This is a genomic window from Amycolatopsis panacis (assembly GCF_003600245.1).
GTDB lineage: Bacteria > Actinomycetota > Actinomycetes > Mycobacteriales > Pseudonocardiaceae > Amycolatopsis > Amycolatopsis sulphurea.
In genome coordinates, this window is the sequence record NZ_QZFV01000063.1 from 25829 (window position 1) to 41135 (window position 15307).

At 70.0% G+C, this 15307-nt stretch carries 14 protein-coding genes, 1 tRNA gene and 1 riboswitch; of the genes, 12 read left to right on the top strand and 3 right to left on the bottom strand.

The annotated features are described in order from the left end of the window. Positions 1-3: 3 nt before the first annotated feature. The gene (locus tag D5S19_RS06130) at positions 4-1683 is read right to left on the bottom strand and encodes a hypothetical protein (RefSeq protein WP_199730372.1); all 1680 of its coding nucleotides are present in this window, start codon (positions 1681-1683) and stop codon (positions 4-6) included. A 137-nt stretch (positions 1684-1820) separates the two neighbouring features. Between D5S19_RS06130 and D5S19_RS06135 the strand changes: the two genes are divergently transcribed. Together D5S19_RS06135 and D5S19_RS06140 are read left to right on the top strand one after the other, a co-directional pair. Next, positions 1821-1894 (top strand) — tRNA-Thr (locus D5S19_RS06135). Between the two features lie 156 nt (positions 1895-2050). Next, a complete protein-coding gene (locus tag D5S19_RS06140) occupies positions 2051-2485 on the top strand; it encodes a hypothetical protein (protein WP_120022350.1) in 435 nt (144 codons plus the stop codon). 42 nt (positions 2486-2527) lie between these two features. Here the strand turns inward: D5S19_RS06140 and D5S19_RS06145 are convergent, their stop codons facing one another. Continuing rightward, complete coding sequence (locus tag D5S19_RS06145) at positions 2528-2986, bottom strand: GreA/GreB family elongation factor (protein WP_120022351.1); 459 nt, start codon at positions 2984-2986, stop codon at positions 2528-2530. A gap of 122 nt (positions 2987-3108) precedes the next feature. Here D5S19_RS06145 and D5S19_RS06150 point away from each other — a divergent pair, with 122 nt between their 5' ends. The 4 genes from D5S19_RS06150 (at position 3109) to D5S19_RS06165 (ending at position 7492) form a co-directional block, all read left to right on the top strand. Further along, on the top strand, positions 3109-3696 hold the full coding sequence (locus D5S19_RS06150; RefSeq protein ID WP_120022352.1) for a TetR/AcrR family transcriptional regulator: 588 nt from the start codon (positions 3109-3111) through the stop codon (positions 3694-3696). Positions 3697-3715: 19 nt separating this feature from the next. Then, positions 3716-4234 (top strand): gamma carbonic anhydrase family protein, encoded by a 519-nt coding sequence (locus D5S19_RS06155; RefSeq protein WP_120022353.1) that lies wholly within the window; start codon positions 3716-3718, stop codon positions 4232-4234. Between the two features lie 39 nt (positions 4235-4273). After that, positions 4274-4361: riboswitch (ZMP/ZTP riboswitch) on the top strand. Between the two features lie 21 nt (positions 4362-4382). Further along, positions 4383-5651: a serine hydroxymethyltransferase gene (locus D5S19_RS06160; RefSeq protein WP_120022354.1), complete on the top strand. Its 1269-nt coding sequence runs from the start codon at positions 4383-4385 to the stop codon at positions 5649-5651. A gap of 191 nt (positions 5652-5842) precedes the next feature. Continuing rightward, positions 5843-7492 (top strand): MDR family MFS transporter, encoded by a 1650-nt coding sequence (locus tag D5S19_RS06165; protein ID WP_120022355.1) that lies wholly within the window; start codon positions 5843-5845, stop codon positions 7490-7492. Between the two features lie 58 nt (positions 7493-7550). Here the strand turns inward: D5S19_RS06165 and D5S19_RS06170 are convergent, their stop codons facing one another. Next, positions 7551-8069: an inorganic diphosphatase gene (locus D5S19_RS06170; RefSeq protein ID WP_120022356.1), complete on the bottom strand. Its 519-nt coding sequence runs from the start codon at positions 8067-8069 to the stop codon at positions 7551-7553. A gap of 174 nt (positions 8070-8243) precedes the next feature. Here D5S19_RS06170 and dacB point away from each other — a divergent pair, with 174 nt between their 5' ends. From dacB to D5S19_RS06200, 6 genes are all read left to right on the top strand, one after another. After that, on the top strand, positions 8244-10805 hold the full coding sequence (gene dacB, locus D5S19_RS32355) for a D-alanyl-D-alanine carboxypeptidase/D-alanyl-D-alanine endopeptidase (RefSeq protein WP_199730373.1): 2562 nt from the start codon (positions 8244-8246) through the stop codon (positions 10803-10805). A gap of 59 nt (positions 10806-10864) precedes the next feature. Then, on the top strand, positions 10865-11881 hold the full coding sequence (locus D5S19_RS06180) for a zinc-dependent metalloprotease (RefSeq protein WP_120022407.1): 1017 nt from the start codon (positions 10865-10867) through the stop codon (positions 11879-11881). Then, a complete protein-coding gene (gene tilS / locus D5S19_RS06185; RefSeq protein ID WP_120022357.1) occupies positions 11878-12849 on the top strand; it encodes a tRNA lysidine(34) synthetase TilS in 972 nt (323 codons plus the stop codon). Before D5S19_RS06180 ends, tilS begins: the two co-directional genes overlap by 4 nt. Before the next feature lie 3 nt (positions 12850-12852). Beyond that, the gene (hpt, locus tag D5S19_RS06190) at positions 12853-13404 is read left to right on the top strand and encodes a hypoxanthine phosphoribosyltransferase (RefSeq protein WP_120022358.1); all 552 of its coding nucleotides are present in this window, start codon (positions 12853-12855) and stop codon (positions 13402-13404) included. 143 nt (positions 13405-13547) lie between these two features. Continuing rightward, on the top strand, positions 13548-13898 hold the full coding sequence (locus D5S19_RS06195) for a hypothetical protein (protein ID WP_120022359.1): 351 nt from the start codon (positions 13548-13550) through the stop codon (positions 13896-13898). A 23-nt stretch (positions 13899-13921) separates the two neighbouring features. Further along, the gene (locus tag D5S19_RS06200; protein WP_233573746.1) at positions 13922-15286 is read left to right on the top strand and encodes a hypothetical protein; all 1365 of its coding nucleotides are present in this window, start codon (positions 13922-13924) and stop codon (positions 15284-15286) included. Positions 15287-15307: the final 21 nt, after the last annotated feature.

Here is a 15307-nt window from a genome sequence, read left to right on the forward strand (position 1 = left end):
AAGTCAGTCGCGTGGGAACGGTGAGGGCTTGAAAGGCTTTTGCTCGCCGGGATTCCGGTGCAACACCAGCGGGAGCCTGCGACGGTTCGGGAACGCAGCCACCATCACCACACCGAGCAACAGCAATGCAGTACCGGTCCAGAACAACGGCACAGTGTCGTACGCAGCGCCCGTGTACGCGAGGTGCTTCGCCGGTGCGGCCGGCGCTTGGCCGCCAGCGTTCGGAGCGGGAGTCGTGCTACCGCACACCACGCCGCCCGTCGGCGCGTACGCACGCGCCACCTGCTCGCCCAGCGAAAGCTGCGCCAGCGACGAAGGCAGCTTGTCGCCCGCGTCCTTCGGCAACAGGCTCTTCAGCCGTTCCGTGGGCAGTACCTGAAGGTCGAACAGCCGCGCGGAGGCGCCCAGCTGGTAGCCCTTGAACGGCGTGGTCGCCTCGGACTGCTTCTGCTCCAGGTTCGCAATGCTCAGCCGCAGCACGCCGAGGTCGAGCACTTTGTTGGTGGTGTCGGACAACTGCTTGAGGCCCTGCGTCGCCGTGGCGACCAGGCCGCCGACCACCGGCACGTTGTCGAGCGCGCCGAACTGGTCGCTCAGCGGTGACAGCGGCAGGCCGATCGGGATGTCCTGGGTCGGGTTAGCCGCGTCAAGGGTGTACAGCGTTTTGCCGCCGGCCGAGATGGTCAGCACCGGTGCCTGGTACTCGACCTTCGACGTCTTCGCGTCGCCGGTCGAGGTCACCGTGAGCGTCGGCTGGCTGACCACCTTGAGATCCAGTTCGAGCGGGGTGCCCTTGAGGATCTGGAGGTCCGCGCCCTGCAGCGTCGAGACCGATTGCACGGCCTTGTTCTTCGACCCCGGGATGTCGACGAGCTTCACCTGTGAGTGTGACGAGAGCGTGTTCGGCAGGCTGAGCAGTGAACCGGCGCCGCCCGGCTGGGCCTTCTCGCCGCCGGACAGCAGGCCACCGAGGCTCTGCAGCCCGCTCGCCGGATCGAACCCGGTGGCGAGCTTGTCCGTGGACGGCAGGTTCAGCCCGCCCCCGCCGAGCAGCGGAACCTGCGGCAGCGTCGGGATGACGTTCAGCAACGAGAGACTGGCCACCGACGTGCTGGCGTCGGAGATCGTGCCGACGCACGGGCCGAGCGTGTCGCTCCAGCGAGCGTGCGCGCTGCCGTTGAGCAGCCCGACGTTCAGCAGCGGATTCGACGGTGCGTTGAGCCCGCCGGTGATCTCCTTGGGGTTGTCCGGCAACGCCGTCTGCGTGAGGCTTCCCGGCACCTGTGGCGCCTGCCCGCCCACCGCGAGCCCGAACGGCGAGGACTGCGCAATCGACTTCTCGTAGCTGAGGTAGGCTTCCGAGTTCGCGGACGCGCTGGACAGGCCCATCCCGGCCTCCAGCGCGGATTGCTTCGGCAGCTGCTGGCCGAAGCCGGGAAGGATGGTCCCGGTGGTCACCGAGTTCGGCAGCAGCCGCAGTACCCCGAGCGCGGTACCCGCGTCCCCGACCGCGTGCCCGAGCGGCTGCGGCTCGTTCGGCACCGACCCGGGTGGCTGCCCGGGGCTCCCCGGCTGGGGGATCGGCGTGGTCGGGATGTCCTGCGCACCCGCCGGACCCGCGCTGAGCAGCACCAGGGCCGCGGTGACGGGGACGGCTACCGCCCGAGGCAGTTTTCGCCGCATGTGCCGAGTCCTCCAGTTGGTGTCCGGGGCCGGAATTGAGACCGAAGTCATAGGAGCCCAACGACGCGGCCCCCGGAAAGTGACGCGCCGGGCTCCGCTACACTGATGCCCGTCGCACGGCTCCGCCACCGCGACACGCCGCCTTAGCTCAGTCGGCCAGAGCGATTCACTCGTAATGAATAGGTCGGGGGTTCGATTCCCCCAGGCGGCTCTCGAATCAGGCCCTGTCCGGAAATTTCCGGACAGGGCCTGATTGCATTTTCTCCTCGCGGATGACCCGGCCGGGGCCACGATCGGTCAACTGGCCGGGTCTACCCGAGCCGGAAGGCCGATGGCGGCGTCCGTTCGCCGGGCTTGACTCGAAGACATGCAGAACATGCGCAAGATGGCCGTCGCGGGTGCGGTGGTGGCGGTGACCGCGGTGTCCGGGTGCGGGCTCAGTCAGGCGATCACCGAGCAGGGGAACGGGCATATGAAGGCGGTTTCCTACGAAAGCGGGCTCGAAGGCAAGAACGACGACGACGCGAAGTTGCCGGCGTGGGTGCCGGATGGGGCACAGCAGGTCGAGGAGGTCATCCGCACCACGGGGACGGAGCGGATTCTGAAGTACCGGCCCGCGGGAACGACTTTGCCCAGCTTGTGCACTTCCGGCGATGCCGAGGCTGCGCCGCCGACGCTGACCGCGGACTGGTGGCCGGCCGGGGAGCACAAGCGCACGGACAAGGTCTGCGACGGCTGGCATGTGGCGGTCGAGCAGGACGCGGTCTATGCCTACCGTGCCGAAAGTCTCCTCGGAAACTGAACGAGGGCCGCACCCGTGCGGCCCTCGTTCAGTCCTTTGTGGTCAGTCCTTCGGCGGGGTCAGCTCCAGCACGGTCACCGTCGTCTCGCCGCGCGGCGTGCGGTAGGTGACCTCGTCGCCGGCCTTCGCGCCGACCAGGGCGAGGCCGAGCGGGCTGTCCGAGGTCACCGAATCGGCGTCTTCGCCCGGGAGGGTGACCACGGTGAACACTTCCTTGTCCCCGTCGGCGAACTGCAGCGAAACGCGCGTGCCGTCGGGCAGCAGTGAGCTGTCGTACGCGCCGTGCTCCAGTTTCGCGGACACGTCGGCGATTTGCCGTTCCAGCCTGGCGGCGGCCTCCGCGCGGTCGATCACGTCGGCCTGGTCGGCCGCGTCCCCGGTGCGCTCCTGTTCACCCGGCTGCGGGGCGAGCGCCGCCCGTTGCGCGCGTAGATCGGCTATTTCCTTTTCCAGCTGACGGCGTGCCGCCTCGCTGAGCCCCTTGTCCCCTGAGATCACCATGCCGGGCATTCTCCGCCGCGCGGAGCGGGGTGGCCAATCCGGTTTTTCACCCTACGGGGGCGGCCGGGACATCTGCCCTAGAATTCGGGCCTGCCGTCCTGGACCCCGTAACGAGGATCACCGTGAGCGCCGTACCCGGCCGCAGCGCCCAGCTGTCGCCCAATCAACTGCAGAAGCAGGACCAGATCGTCGAGGCCGCTCGGGTGGTGCTCGCCAGGGACGGGCTCGCCGGCTGCACAGTACGCGCGATCGCGGACGCCGGGCCGCTCACCAAGAGCGCGATCCACTACTACTTTGCCGACATCGACGTCCTGATCGACCGGGCGATGGCCGCGCACATCAACACCTTCGCCGCCCGGCTGCGCACGGTCGGCGAAGAGCACGCGGACCCGCGCGCCCGGCTGTTCGCGGTCACCGAGGCCTACCTGCGCGAATTCGCCGAACGGCCGGGTGGCGCGTTCCTCTGGTTCGAGTACTGGATCGCGGCCGGGCGGGCACAGCACCCGCAGGCGATCGACGCGATGCTCACCTCGATCACCGAGCTGCTGGTGGAACTACTCGCCCCGCTCGACGTGGACGATCCCCGCGCCCGTGCCCGCGCGCTGCTGAGCTACCTGCTCGGCGCGGTCGTGCAGCAGCGGGTGCGGCCACGTCCGTTCGCCGGGTTTCGCGGGGACATCGAAGCGCTCTGCTTCGCCGGGTATCGCTGACGCCGCATAAGGTGCGCACATGCCTCTGTTTTCCTTCGAGGGCGTCAGCCCGAACGTGCATCCGGATGCCTGGATCGCCCCCACCGCAACCCTGATCGGCAATGTGACCGTCGAGAAGGGCGCCTCGGTCTGGTACGGCGCGGTCATCCGGGGCGATTCCGGTCCGATCGTGATCCGCGAGGGCGCGAACATCCAGGACAACTCGGTGATCCACACCAACACCGAACTGTGCGAGGTGGGCCGGAACGTGACGGTGGGCCACCAGTGCCTGGTGCACGACTGCACGGTCGGCGAGCAGGCGTTGATCGGCAACGGGTCCACGGTGCTCGACCGCGCGGTGATCGGTCCGCGGGCGCTGATCGCCGCCGGTGCCACCGTGACACCCGGCACCGAGGTGCCCGCCGAGACGATCGCGATGGGCAGCCCGGCCAAGAAGTTCGTGCCGCTCACCGATTCCGCGCGGATGTGGGTGGATCACAACGCGGCCGTCTATCAGGAACTCGCGCGACGCCATCGCGAAGGTAGCCAGCCGGTGTAGCGCGTGCCGGGCCCGGCACAGCGAGTGCACTAGACTTTCCCGCGCAGCTGCGACTGGCGCCATTGAAGAGGTGGAGCACCACCGGGGAGCGACGACGAGGCCGGCACCGCGCGCCTGGGTGCAGGCCACTGCACAGCCGGAGTACGTGATGACACATCAGCCCGCCCTGTCCGCTCTCGCCGCGGCCGACCCGAAGCTCGCCGGTCTCGTCGAGGACGAGGCGAAGCGGCAGCACGACAAGATCCGCCTGATCGCCTCCGAGAACTACGTTTCGCAGGCGGTGCTGGAAGCGACCGGCACCGTGCTGACGAACAAGTACTCCGAGGGCTACGCGGGCAAGCGGTACTACGAGGGCCAGCAGTTCGTGGACCAGATCGAGACGCTGGCCATCGAGCGGGCGAAGGCCGTATTCGGCGCCGACCACGCGAATGTCCAGCCATACTCCGGTTCCCCGGCGAACCTCGCGGTGTATCTGGCCTTCGCCAAGCCCGGCGACACCGTGCTCGGCATGGCGCTGCCGGACGGCGGGCATCTCACGCACGGCTGGAGCGTGTCCGCCACCGGGAAGTGGTTCACGCCGGTGCGTTACGGCGTACGCAAGGAGACCGGCCGGGTCGACCTCGACCAGGTCCGCGACCTCGCCCGGCAGCACCGGCCGAAGCTGATCTTCGCCGGGGGTACGGCGATCCCGCGCACCATCGACTTCCCGGCATTCGCCGAGATCGCCCGTGAGGTCGACGCGGTGCTGGTCGCCGACATCGCGCACATCGCCGGCCTGGTCGCCGGTGGCGCGCATCCGTCGCCGGTCGGTCACGCGCAGGTGATCACCACGACGACGCACAAGACGCTGCGTGGCCCGCGCGGCGCGATGATCCTCTCCGACGCCGACCACGCGAAGGCAGTGGACAAGGCCGTCTTCCCCGGGTTGCAGGGCGGTCCGCACAACCACACGACGGCCGCCATCGCGGTCGCGCTCGGGGAAGCGCAGCAGCCGTCCTTCGCCGACTACGCGCACGCCGTGGTCGCCAACGCGAAGGCGCTCGCCGAGGCGCTCGTCGAGCGGGGTTACGACCTGGTCTCCGGCGGGACCGACAACCACCTGCTGCTGATCGACCTGGCCGGCAAGGCCGTGCCCGGCAAGCCGGCCGCGCAGGCGCTGGACCGGGCCGGGATCGAGCTGAACTACAACACCGTGCCGTTCGACCCGCGCAAGCCGTTCGACCCGTCGGGGATCCGGCTGGGCACTTCCGCGATCACCACCCGCGGGCTCCGGCCCGAGCACCAGGTCCAGGTCGCGGACTGGATCGATCGCACGGTCACCGCCGCGGCCGCGCAGCAGGAGCCCGCGCTGGACACCATCGCGGCCGAGATCCGCGAGTTCCTCGCGCCGTTCCCGATCCCGGGCTACACCGCCTGAGCGTTTCTCCCGAAGGGGCCGTCCGCATCCGCGGGCGGCCCCTTTTGCGCTGCTCCGGGCCCTTGCGAGCAGGGTCACAGGAAACTTGGTTGCGGAATACAAGCTTTTTCGGGACAGTTGCACGAGGCAAGTAGTTGACGAGTGCAAGCAACCGTCACGCCGCCTGGAGATCACGAAGCAAGGAGACCCCGATGAGCAAGACCTCTTCCGAGGAAGGAGGCGCCACCACGAACGGGCGGCTTTCCCACCGGCAGATCCTCACCATCCTGTCCGGGCTGATGCTCGGCATGTTCCTGGCCGCCCTCGACCAGACCATCGTGTCCTCGGCGATGAAGACCATCGCCGACGAACTGCACGGGCAGAGCCTGCAGGCCTGGGCCACCACGGCGTACCTGATCACCGCGACGCTTTCCACGCCGCTGTACGGCAAACTGTCCGACCTCTTCGGCCGGAAACCGATGTACCTGACCGCGATCTCGCTGTTCCTGGCCGGTTCACTGGCCAGCGGCATGGCGAGTTCGATGTACGAGCTGGCCGCGTTCCGGGCGTTCCAGGGCCTTGGTGCCGGTGGCCTGATGTCGCTCGCGCTGGCGATCATCAGCGACATCACCTCGCCTCGCGAGCGCAGCAAGTACCAGGGCTACTTCATGGCGGTGTTCGGCGTTTCGAGCGTGGCGGGCCCGGTCGTCGGCGGGTTCTTCGCCGGTCTCGATTCGTTCGGCGGCCTCACCGGCTGGCGCTGGGTGTTCATGGTGAACGTGCCGATCGCGCTGGCCGCGCTGGTCGTGGTGAGCAAGGTGCTGAACCTGCCGCACACCCGTGTGCGGCAACGGATCGACTTCCTCGGCGCCGGTGCGCTGACCATGGGCCTGGTGCCGCTGCTGCTGGTCGCCGAGCAGGGCCGCGAATGGGGCTGGGGCGCGCCGGCCTCGATCGCGATGTACCTGGTCGGGGCGCTCGGGGTGGTGCTGTTCATCCTGCAGGAACGCCGGATGGGCGACGCCGCGCTGCTGCCGCTGCGGCTGTTCCGGCGCCCGGTGTTCCGGGTGGCCACGATGGTCACCGTGATCCAGGGCGTCGGGATGTTCGGCGCGATGATGTCGCTGCCGCTGTACCTGCAGATCGTGAAGGGCGCGTCCCCGACGCAGGCCGGGCTGCAGATGCTGCCGCTGACCCTCGGGATCATGGTGGCGAGCCTGAGCAGCGGCCGGATCATCGCCCGGACCGGCCGGTACAAGCCGTTCGCGGTGGCCGGTCTCGGCCTGATGGCCGCAGCGCTGTTCGCGCTGTCCACGATCGGCACGGACACCCCGCTGGGCGTGGTGATGGCGATCGCGTTCGTGATCGGGCTCGGCCTCGGTTCGTCGATGCAGACGCTGACGCTGGCCGCGACCAACGACGTGTCGTCGCAGGACATCGGGGTGGCGACCTCGGCGTCGACCTTCTTCCGCCAGATCGGCGGCACGGCCGGCACCGCGGTGTTCATGTCGATCCTGTTCAGCACGGTTGGCGACCGGATCGCCGCGGCGGTCCGCTCGGCGATGGGCTCGCCCGCCTACGTCGCGGCGCTGGCCCAGAACCCGGAGTTCGCGCACCGGATGGCGGCCGGTGGCGTGGACATCAACGACACCTCGTTCCTGTCCTCCCTGGACCCGCTGCTCGCCCGGCCGATCCTCGACGGCTTCGCCAGCTCGATGAGCACGGTCTTCGTGATCGGCGGAATTGTGCTGACGGTCGGCTTCGCGCTGGTGTGGTTCCTGCGGGAGAAGCCACTGTCGGACAAGTCGGCACTGGAGGTGCGGGCCGAGGAGGAGAGCGCGGACCTCGCGATGGCCGGCTGAGCCCGGATACCGAAAGGGCCGTTCACCCCCGGGGTGAACGGCCCTTTTCGTGCGCTGCTCAGTGCTCGGCTTCGCCTTCCAGCTCGGCCTTCGCCAGCCGGTCCACCTCGCGCTGGAACGAGCGGGAGATCTCGGCCTCCGCCTCGGTACGGCCCGCCCAGCTGGATCCCTCCACGCTCTTGCCCGGCTCCAGGTCCTTGTAGACCTCGAAGAAATGCTGGATCTCCAGCCGGTGGAACTCGTTGAGGTGGTGGATGTCGCGCAGGTGCTCCTGGCGCGGATCGTTCGTCGGGACCGCGAGGACCTTGTCGTCCGGGCCCTTCTCGTCGGTCATCCGGAACATCCCGATCGCCCGGCAGCGGATCAGGCAGCCGGGGAAGGTCGGCTCCTGCACCAGCACGAGCACGTCCAGCGGGTCGCCGTCCTGGCCGAGCGTGTCGTCGATGAAGCCGTAGTCGGCCGGGTACTGCGTTGCCGTGAACAGGGTCCGGTCCAGCTTGATGCGACCGGTCTTGTGGTCGACCTCGTACTTGTTGCGCTCCCCTTTGGGGATTTCGATCGTGACGTCGAATTCCACGGCCGTCCTCGCTGCTTCTCGAATCTGGGTGTGCCCCGCGTCGCGGGCGGCAACCACAATGCCCTCATTGACGTCACTAGTGTGGACTACGCCGGGCCGGCCGGTCGCGCCGATGTCGGTCAGGTGGCATGTGACCTTGGCCCCTTCCCGGGGGCAGGTGAGAAGGAGTGGTGGGTGCCGGACAACGACCAGCCGAGGTGGCCGACGGGCGACGAAGACGCCACGCCCCACGGTGAAGGGGCGACTGGCGGCCTTCCCCTGCCGAAGCGGACCGCGGGCACCACCGAACGGCTCGCCGTGCCGAACGTCACACCCGGTGACGGTCCGGGTTCATGGTTTCGCCCGAACGTCCCGGCGACACCGATACCGGGCCTCAACGCGCCTGCGGAGCCGGGCACGCCGGATGAATCGGTGCCGCCGGGGGAGCAGACCCGCCAGATCCGGCCGTCGGTCCAGCAGCCGTTCCAGTGGCAACCCGAGTCTCGCGCGGACCGGCCGGAGCCGCCCGGGGAGCAGACCCGGCAGGTCCAGTGGCAGCCGGAGTCCCGGGCGGAGCAGCCGTCGGTCCCGTGGGTGCCGGTTGAGCGACCGCAGCAGCCGCCGCGGGGCACTGCCCCGCTGTTCCAGCCAGGACGTCCGGACAGCGGCCAGGAAGGCTCAACGCAGCAGTTCTCCGCGTTCCACGACGAGTCGCCCGGGGCCGGTTCGGCGGCAGACGGCGGACAGGGCTGGGCGGCCTTTCGTCCGGTGTCCCCGGGAACTCCGCAGCAGCCGGATGCGGGCGAAGGCTGGGGGGCGTTCCGCAGCGAAAGCTCGGCGGAAGGCGCTGATCCGCCGTCGGATGGTCAACCACGCAGCCCGGAGCCGACGGACGCGGCGAGCCGGTCCGGAGACGGGCAGCCGCGCTGGGCTGCGCAAGAAGCCGTGAGCTGGCCAGGGGAAGGGCAGCCGGAGACCCCGGGTAGTCCTGGGCCGCGTTGGGATGCGTTGCAAGCCAACCAACCCGGGGATGGGCAGCCTCGCGGTACGGAACAGGGCCGTGACGAATCCTGGTCGCAGCGGATCGACGTGCCGATCCGGCCGGAGCCGGGTGACGTGCCGTCCGCGTCCAGCGGTCCTGCGCGGCCGATGCGGATCGAGCCGTCCCGGGGCCAGTTCGCGTCCGAGGCGACGGTCGGGATCCCGCGGCTGCAGCAGGCAGAAGCCGCGCAGCCGGCCGGGGCCGAGCCCGAGGCGCAACCGGCCGACGGCATTCCGGAGCAGCTCGCGAGCGAGTCGACGGTCGGTCTCCGCCCGCCGCCGCCGGAGACGCCGCCCGCCCCGCCGGCCGGTGGTGACGCCCCGAAGCGGGGGCGCAAGAAGCTGGTCATCGCCGGGATCGTGGTGGTACTCCTGCTCGCCGCGGCCGGCGGCGCCTCGGCGGTGCCGCAGGTGGCGACCCGTCTGGGGTTGCCGTGGGCGCCCAACGCGCCGAAAGGCGCCGCGCCCGATCCGGCCGACGTCAGTCTTTCGCTGCACGGTCCGGACACGTCGGGCCCGGGTGCGACCGCGAACGGTGTCGCGTCCGCCCTGTCCGGTCCGGCCGGCGCACCGGCGCTCGCGAAGCTCAGCGGCAGTGTGATCGACCCGGCGACCGGAACCGCCTTGTGGGACCGCGACTCCGCCACTGCGTTGACCCCGGCCTCGACCACGAAGATCCTCACCGTGGCCGCGGCGCTGCTCGCGATGGACCCGGGTGAACGGCTGACCACCAAGATCGTTCAGGGTGCGCAGCCGGGCACGGTGATCCTCGTCGGCGGTGGGGACCCGACACTCACCACGCTGCCGCAAGGCACCGACTCGCCGCTGTACCCGGGCGCCGCGCACGTGGACGACCTCATCACACAGGTCAAGAAGGCTGGCGGGAACGTCAGCAAGGTGCAGGTCGACGTCAGTGCCTACACCGGCCCGCCCACCGCACAGGGCTGGGAGCCGGGGGACGCTCCGTCCACGTACGGCGCCCCGATCGCTCCGGTGATGACCGACGGCGGCCGTGGCAATGCCAAGGTCGACGAGACCCAGCGCTCGGCCAATCCGGCCGGTGCGATCACCCAGCTCGTCGCGCAGAAACTCGGGGCAACCCCGGGCCCGGCGACGAAGGCGGCCTCGGACGCGAAGGTGCTCGCCGAGGTTCAGTCGGCTCCGCTGCCCGACCTCGCGTACGCGCTGCTGCAGATCTCCGACAACGTACTCGCCGACGCGCTCGGCAGGCAGGTCGCCATCGCCACCGGCGGGGAGCCGTCGTTCACGGGCGCGGCTGCCGCGGTGAAGAAGGTCCTCGGCGATCACGGGTTCGACGTGAGCCAGCTGCAGCTGTTCGACACCAGCGGCTTGTCCAACCAGAACAAGGTGCCCGCGCGGCTGCTCAGCCAGGTGCTCGCGGCGGCCGCGGGCCCGGACGGCAAGGACGAGAAGACCTCGAAGCTGCGTCCCCTGCTCGCCGGGCTCCCCGTCGCGGGTGGTTCGACGGGCACGCTCTCCAATCGCTATCAGGCCGCGCCGTCGGCGGATGGCAAGGGCTGGGTGCGGGCCAAGACCGGCACGCTCACCAGCGTCAACACCCTCGCCGGATACGTGCTGGACAAGGACAACCGGGTACTCGCGTTCGCGTTCATGTCCAACGGCTCGGACAAGGACCCCGGACAGGCCGCGCTCGACGTACTCGCCACGACGTTGCGTGACTGCGGCTGTCGCTGACCGGTTCGGGCGGTAGCGTCGGAAGGGTGAGCCAGGAAACCGAAACCCGCGAACGCCCGATGGTCGACTGGGACCGGGCGGCGGCCACCGGCGCGCTGCTCGTGCGGGGCGGCCCGCAGATCCCCCGGCGCGAGGCCGACCGGGTGGTGACCGATCTGCGGGAGCTGACCGCGGAGGCGGAGGGGCACGTCCGTGAGCTGACCGGGCTCGGACGGGAACTGCCGCTGCTGCCCGGCACGGTGGTGGACCGGCCCGGCTGGGTGCGCTCGGCCGCGTCCGGGCTCGGCGCGCTGACCGGCCGCGCGCTGCCTGCCGCGCAGGGCGGCCCGCTCGGCCCGATCCTGGCCTCCGGCGCGGGCATGCAGACGGGGCTGGTGCTGGCCTTCCTCGCTTCCCGCGTGCTCGGCCAGTACGACCCGTTCGGCGGGCCGGAAAACCGAGGCGAGCTGCTGCTGGTCGCGCCGAACGTGGTCGCCGCGGAACGCGCGATGAAGGTGCCGGACCGGGAATTCCGGCTCTGGGTCTGCCTGCACGAGTGCACGCACCGGCTGCAGTTCACCGCCGTGCCGTGGCTGCGGGACTACTTCGCGGACGAGGTCGAGCGGCTGATCTCGGGAATCGCCGGGCATTCGGACGACAGCCTGGCCGAGCTGTTCGGCAGGCTCACCGACGCGGTCAAGCATCGAGGCAAGGGCGCGGGGATCGCGGAGCTGCTCCAGTCGCCCAAGGAACGCGCGGTGTTCGACCGGCTGCTGGCCTTGTCCACATTGCTGGAAGGGCATGCCGATTACGTGATGGACGCGGTCGGCCCCCAGGTGGTGCCCAGCGTCGAGCAGATCCGTTCAAAGTTCAGCGCGCGCCGTCGCGGTGGTGGCCTCTTTGACCGGCTGCTGCGTGCTCTCCTGGGGCTCGACGCGAAGATCCGCCAATACGAAGAAGGCGCGAAATTCACCCGGCACGTGGTCGACGCCGTCGGTATGGCGGGCTTCAACGCGGTCTGGCGGTCGCCGAACACGTTGCCGACCCGGGCGGAGATCGCGGACCCCGCGGCCTGGGTACGGCGTCTGCACGGGTGAGTGCGCTCGCCGCGGTCCGTCTGGCGGTCCGCGAATTCCTCGCCACCGTCGAGCTGCCCGGCGAAGTGTGCGTCGCGGTCTCCGGTGGGGCGGATTCGGTCGCGCTGGCCGAAGCGACCGCGTACGTCGCTCGTCGCCAGAGCTTCCGTACGCGGGCGCTTGTGATCGACCACGGCCTCCAGGAAGGCTCCGCGGACGTCGCGGCCGAAGCCGCTGCTGTGGTGCGGAAGCTGGGCGTCGAAACGGCTGAGGTACGCAGAGTCGAGGTCGTCGGCAAAGGCGGTCCTGAAGCAGCCGCACGCACTGCGAGGTACCGCGCGCTGCGCGAAGCGTTGTCAGACGGCGAAGGGCTCGTACTGCTCGGCCATACCCTCGATGACCAAGCGGAGACGGTGCTACTCGGCCTTGGCCGAGGCTCCGGGCCACGGTCGCTCGCCGGGATGCGCCCGCACGACCCACCGTGGGGCCGTCCGCTTCTCGGGATCACCCGCGTACAGACTCAGCAGGCTTGCGTCGAGCTTGGCGTGCAGCCGTGGCAGGACCCGCACAACGCCGACCCGCGGTTCACCCGTGTCCGGCTGCGCAGCGAAGTGCTCCCGTTGTTGGAGGACGTGTTGGCCGGCGGCGTGGCGCCCGCGTTGGCCCGTACGGCCGCTCAATTGCGCGACGACACAGAGGCGTTGGACACACTCGCCGCGCGGGTGCACGCGCGCGCGAAGCAGGGCCGAGAGCTTGATACGGCAGTGCTCGCCGTCGAGCCGGCAGCAGTGCGCAGACGGGTTCTCCGCAGGTGGCTGCTGGACTCCGGGGTCCGGGAGCTGACCGATGCGCACCTGCGTTCGGTCGATGCGCTGGTGTCCCGCTGGCGCGGTCAGGGCGGAGTCTGGCTGCCGGGCAACTTGGAGGCACGGCGGTCCCGTGGCAGGCTCTCGCTTGCCGGACCCGAACCCACCACCCGAGGGGAATGACTCGTGTACGAGGGCGAGATCGCCTCCGTGCTCATCACCGAGCAGCAGATCAGGGACAAGATCGCGGAGCTGGCGGCGAAGATCGCCGCCGACCACCCGGAAAACGGCCAGGGCGACCTCATCCTGGTAGGCGTCCTCAAGGGCGCCGTCATGTTCATGACCGACTTCGCCCGCGCCCTCCCGCTGCCGACCCAGCTGGAGTTCATGGCCGTGTCCTCGTACGGGTCCTCGACCTCCTCCTCGGGGGTGGTGCGCATCCTGAAGGACCTCGATCGCGACATCGCCGGCCGGAATGTGCTGATCGTCGAGGACATCGTCGATTCCGGGCTGACGCTGTCCTGGCTGCTGAAGAACCTGGCGAGCCGGAATCCGGCCTCGCTGGAGGTGGTGTCACTGCTGCGGAAACCGGAAGCGGTGAAGGTCGACGTGCCGGTTCGGTACATCGGCTTCGACATTCCGAACGAATTCGTAGTCGGGTATGGCCTCGACTATGCGGAGCGCTATCGGGATCTGCCCTACATCGGCACGCTGGACCCGCACGTTTACACCTCCTGAAGCCGCTTGCGTCCGGCCCGCCGGATGCGGAACCCTGATCTCTTCGAACGCGTCATAGGGCACGACCAGGTGCGTTAACCTATGCGAAGACCTAGTGCCATGCGGGCGGGCAGGGCTCGCGCGGGGGAACGGAGAGAGGGCAGATGGGCGACGCCAACGCGTTCAGAAATGCGGCTGCGAACGGCCAGGTCGGGATTGATCCCGACGCGGCGCACACCGTGCTGAACAAGATCCGCACCGGCAAGGATGCGGTCGAGGCGCTGCTGAACGGCTCGGGCACGCTCGCCCAGCCGCCGAAGCTGGGCAACAACCCGGTCGGCAACGCGATGGCCGCCAAGTTCGTGCAGCGTGCCGACGGGGGCGGCGACTCCTACTCCGCCGCACTGCAGAACCTGCTCGGCCAGTACCAGGCCGCCGAGGAGGGCATCGTCCAGGCGATGGCGCGTTACCACGAGATGGACCAGTCCGCCGCCGACCCGTTCCGCAAGGCCTGACGTCTTAGGGGGATCAGCAAGTCATGGCACCGAATCAAGACCTCGCCGGGCCGGGTTCGGCCGGCTACGCCCCGCCGTCCGGCGGCTCGGTCGTACCGCTGGGCAGCAACTCCTCGCAGAGCATCGTGAACGCCGCGCGCAGCAGTTCCGGCGGTTTCGAGATGGGCGGCGACCGCGCCATCGCGAACCCGCCGAACTGGAACTCGCAGGCCAGCCAGCAGCTTTTCAACGGTGCTGTGACGGACAACGACCCGGGCACCGCGGAGGCGACGGGTCAGCATTGGAGCAAGCACGGCACCGAGCTCAAGCGCACGGCCGACGAGCTGTACAACGCGATCGCCGAACTCGGCAACGCGTGGGTCGGTGAAGGCGCGGCGAGTGCGCAGGGCGCGCTGGTCGCCATCGCCAACTCCGGCAGCCAGGCCTCCGACGCCGCGCACACCATGGCCGACCGGATGGCCAAGCAGGCCGCCGCGGCCGCCGAGGTGAAGAAGATGCCGGCGCCGCGCGAGTTCGACCCGAAGCAGGCCATGGCCGCCGCGCTCGCCGGCGGCCCGGCCGCGATGGTCGCCGACCAGAAGGCACAGGCGGACGCGGCCGACGACGTCAAGGCGCAGCAGGTCGCGTTCTTCAACGCCTACACCGAGGCGATGACCGACGTGGACGGCTCCACCCCGAGCTTCGGTCCCGAATCGCTCGGCATGAAGGCGACCGCGACGCACTTCAACGGCAACTCGTTCAACTCCGTCAGCGTGGTCGCCCATCCGGGTTCCGTGCAGGGCCTCGGCGGCGTCGAGGTGCTCGGCGGAGCGGGTGCCCCGGGCCTGGCCGGTGGGGCGCACGGTGGCCCCGCCGCGCATGGGACACACGATTCGGGCTCCATGGCCACCGCCGGTTTCGACGGCGGCCTCGCTCCCGGCGCCGCTGCGGGAGCGGGCACGGGTGCTTCCGTCCCGGCCTCGGCGGCGTCCGTTTCTGTTTCGTCCGGCGGCAGTGGCGCCGGTACGGGTGCCGCGCTGGGCCTCGGGGTCGCGGGTGCGGGCGCGGGGCTCGGCAAGCTCGGTCAAGGCTCGCGCAGCGCGTCGCGCAAGAGCGACAACACCGCGGCTTCGTCGGAGCACCAGAGCGGGCAGAGCGCCGCGTCGGCAACGCCGCAGCAGCAGGGCGTGGTCTCCGCGGGCGGCACCATCGGTGGCCAGAACCAGCCGGCGGGCATGGCACCGGGCATGGGCGGCGGCATGGGTGCGCACGGCGGGCAGGGCCGGGAGGACGAGGAGCACACGCACGCCTCGTTCCTCATCGAGCCCGACCCGGACGACGCGTTCGGCGCCAACGAGGCCACCCCGCCCCCGGTCATCGGGGCGTGGTCGGAGGACGAGGAAGACTGATGCGGTACCCCGCGGGCGCGT

Bases quoted from the DNA above. Each gene is read 5' to 3' on its own strand.
- D5S19_RS06195 (WP_120022359.1), top strand. From the start codon at position 13,548: ATGGGCGACGCCAACGCGTTCAGAAATGCGGCTGCGAACGGCCAGGTC.
- D5S19_RS06145 (WP_120022351.1), bottom strand. From the start codon at position 2,986: ATGGTGATCTCAGGGGACAAGGGGCTCAGCGAGGCGGCACGCCGTCAG.
- D5S19_RS06155 (WP_120022353.1), top strand. From the start codon at position 3,716: ATGCCTCTGTTTTCCTTCGAGGGCGTCAGCCCGAACGTGCATCCGGAT.
- D5S19_RS06200 (WP_233573746.1), top strand. From the start codon at position 13,922: ATGGCACCGAATCAAGACCTCGCCGGGCCGGGTTCGGCCGGCTACGCC.
- D5S19_RS06180 (WP_120022407.1), top strand. From the start codon at position 10,865: ATGGTCGACTGGGACCGGGCGGCGGCCACCGGCGCGCTGCTCGTGCGG.
- D5S19_RS06165 (WP_120022355.1), top strand. From the start codon at position 5,843: ATGAGCAAGACCTCTTCCGAGGAAGGAGGCGCCACCACGAACGGGCGG.
- D5S19_RS06160 (WP_120022354.1), top strand. From the start codon at position 4,383: ATGACACATCAGCCCGCCCTGTCCGCTCTCGCCGCGGCCGACCCGAAG.
- D5S19_RS06140 (WP_120022350.1), top strand. From the start codon at position 2,051: ATGCAGAACATGCGCAAGATGGCCGTCGCGGGTGCGGTGGTGGCGGTG.
- D5S19_RS06130 (WP_199730372.1), bottom strand. From the start codon at position 1,683: ATGCGGCGAAAACTGCCTCGGGCGGTAGCCGTCCCCGTCACCGCGGCC.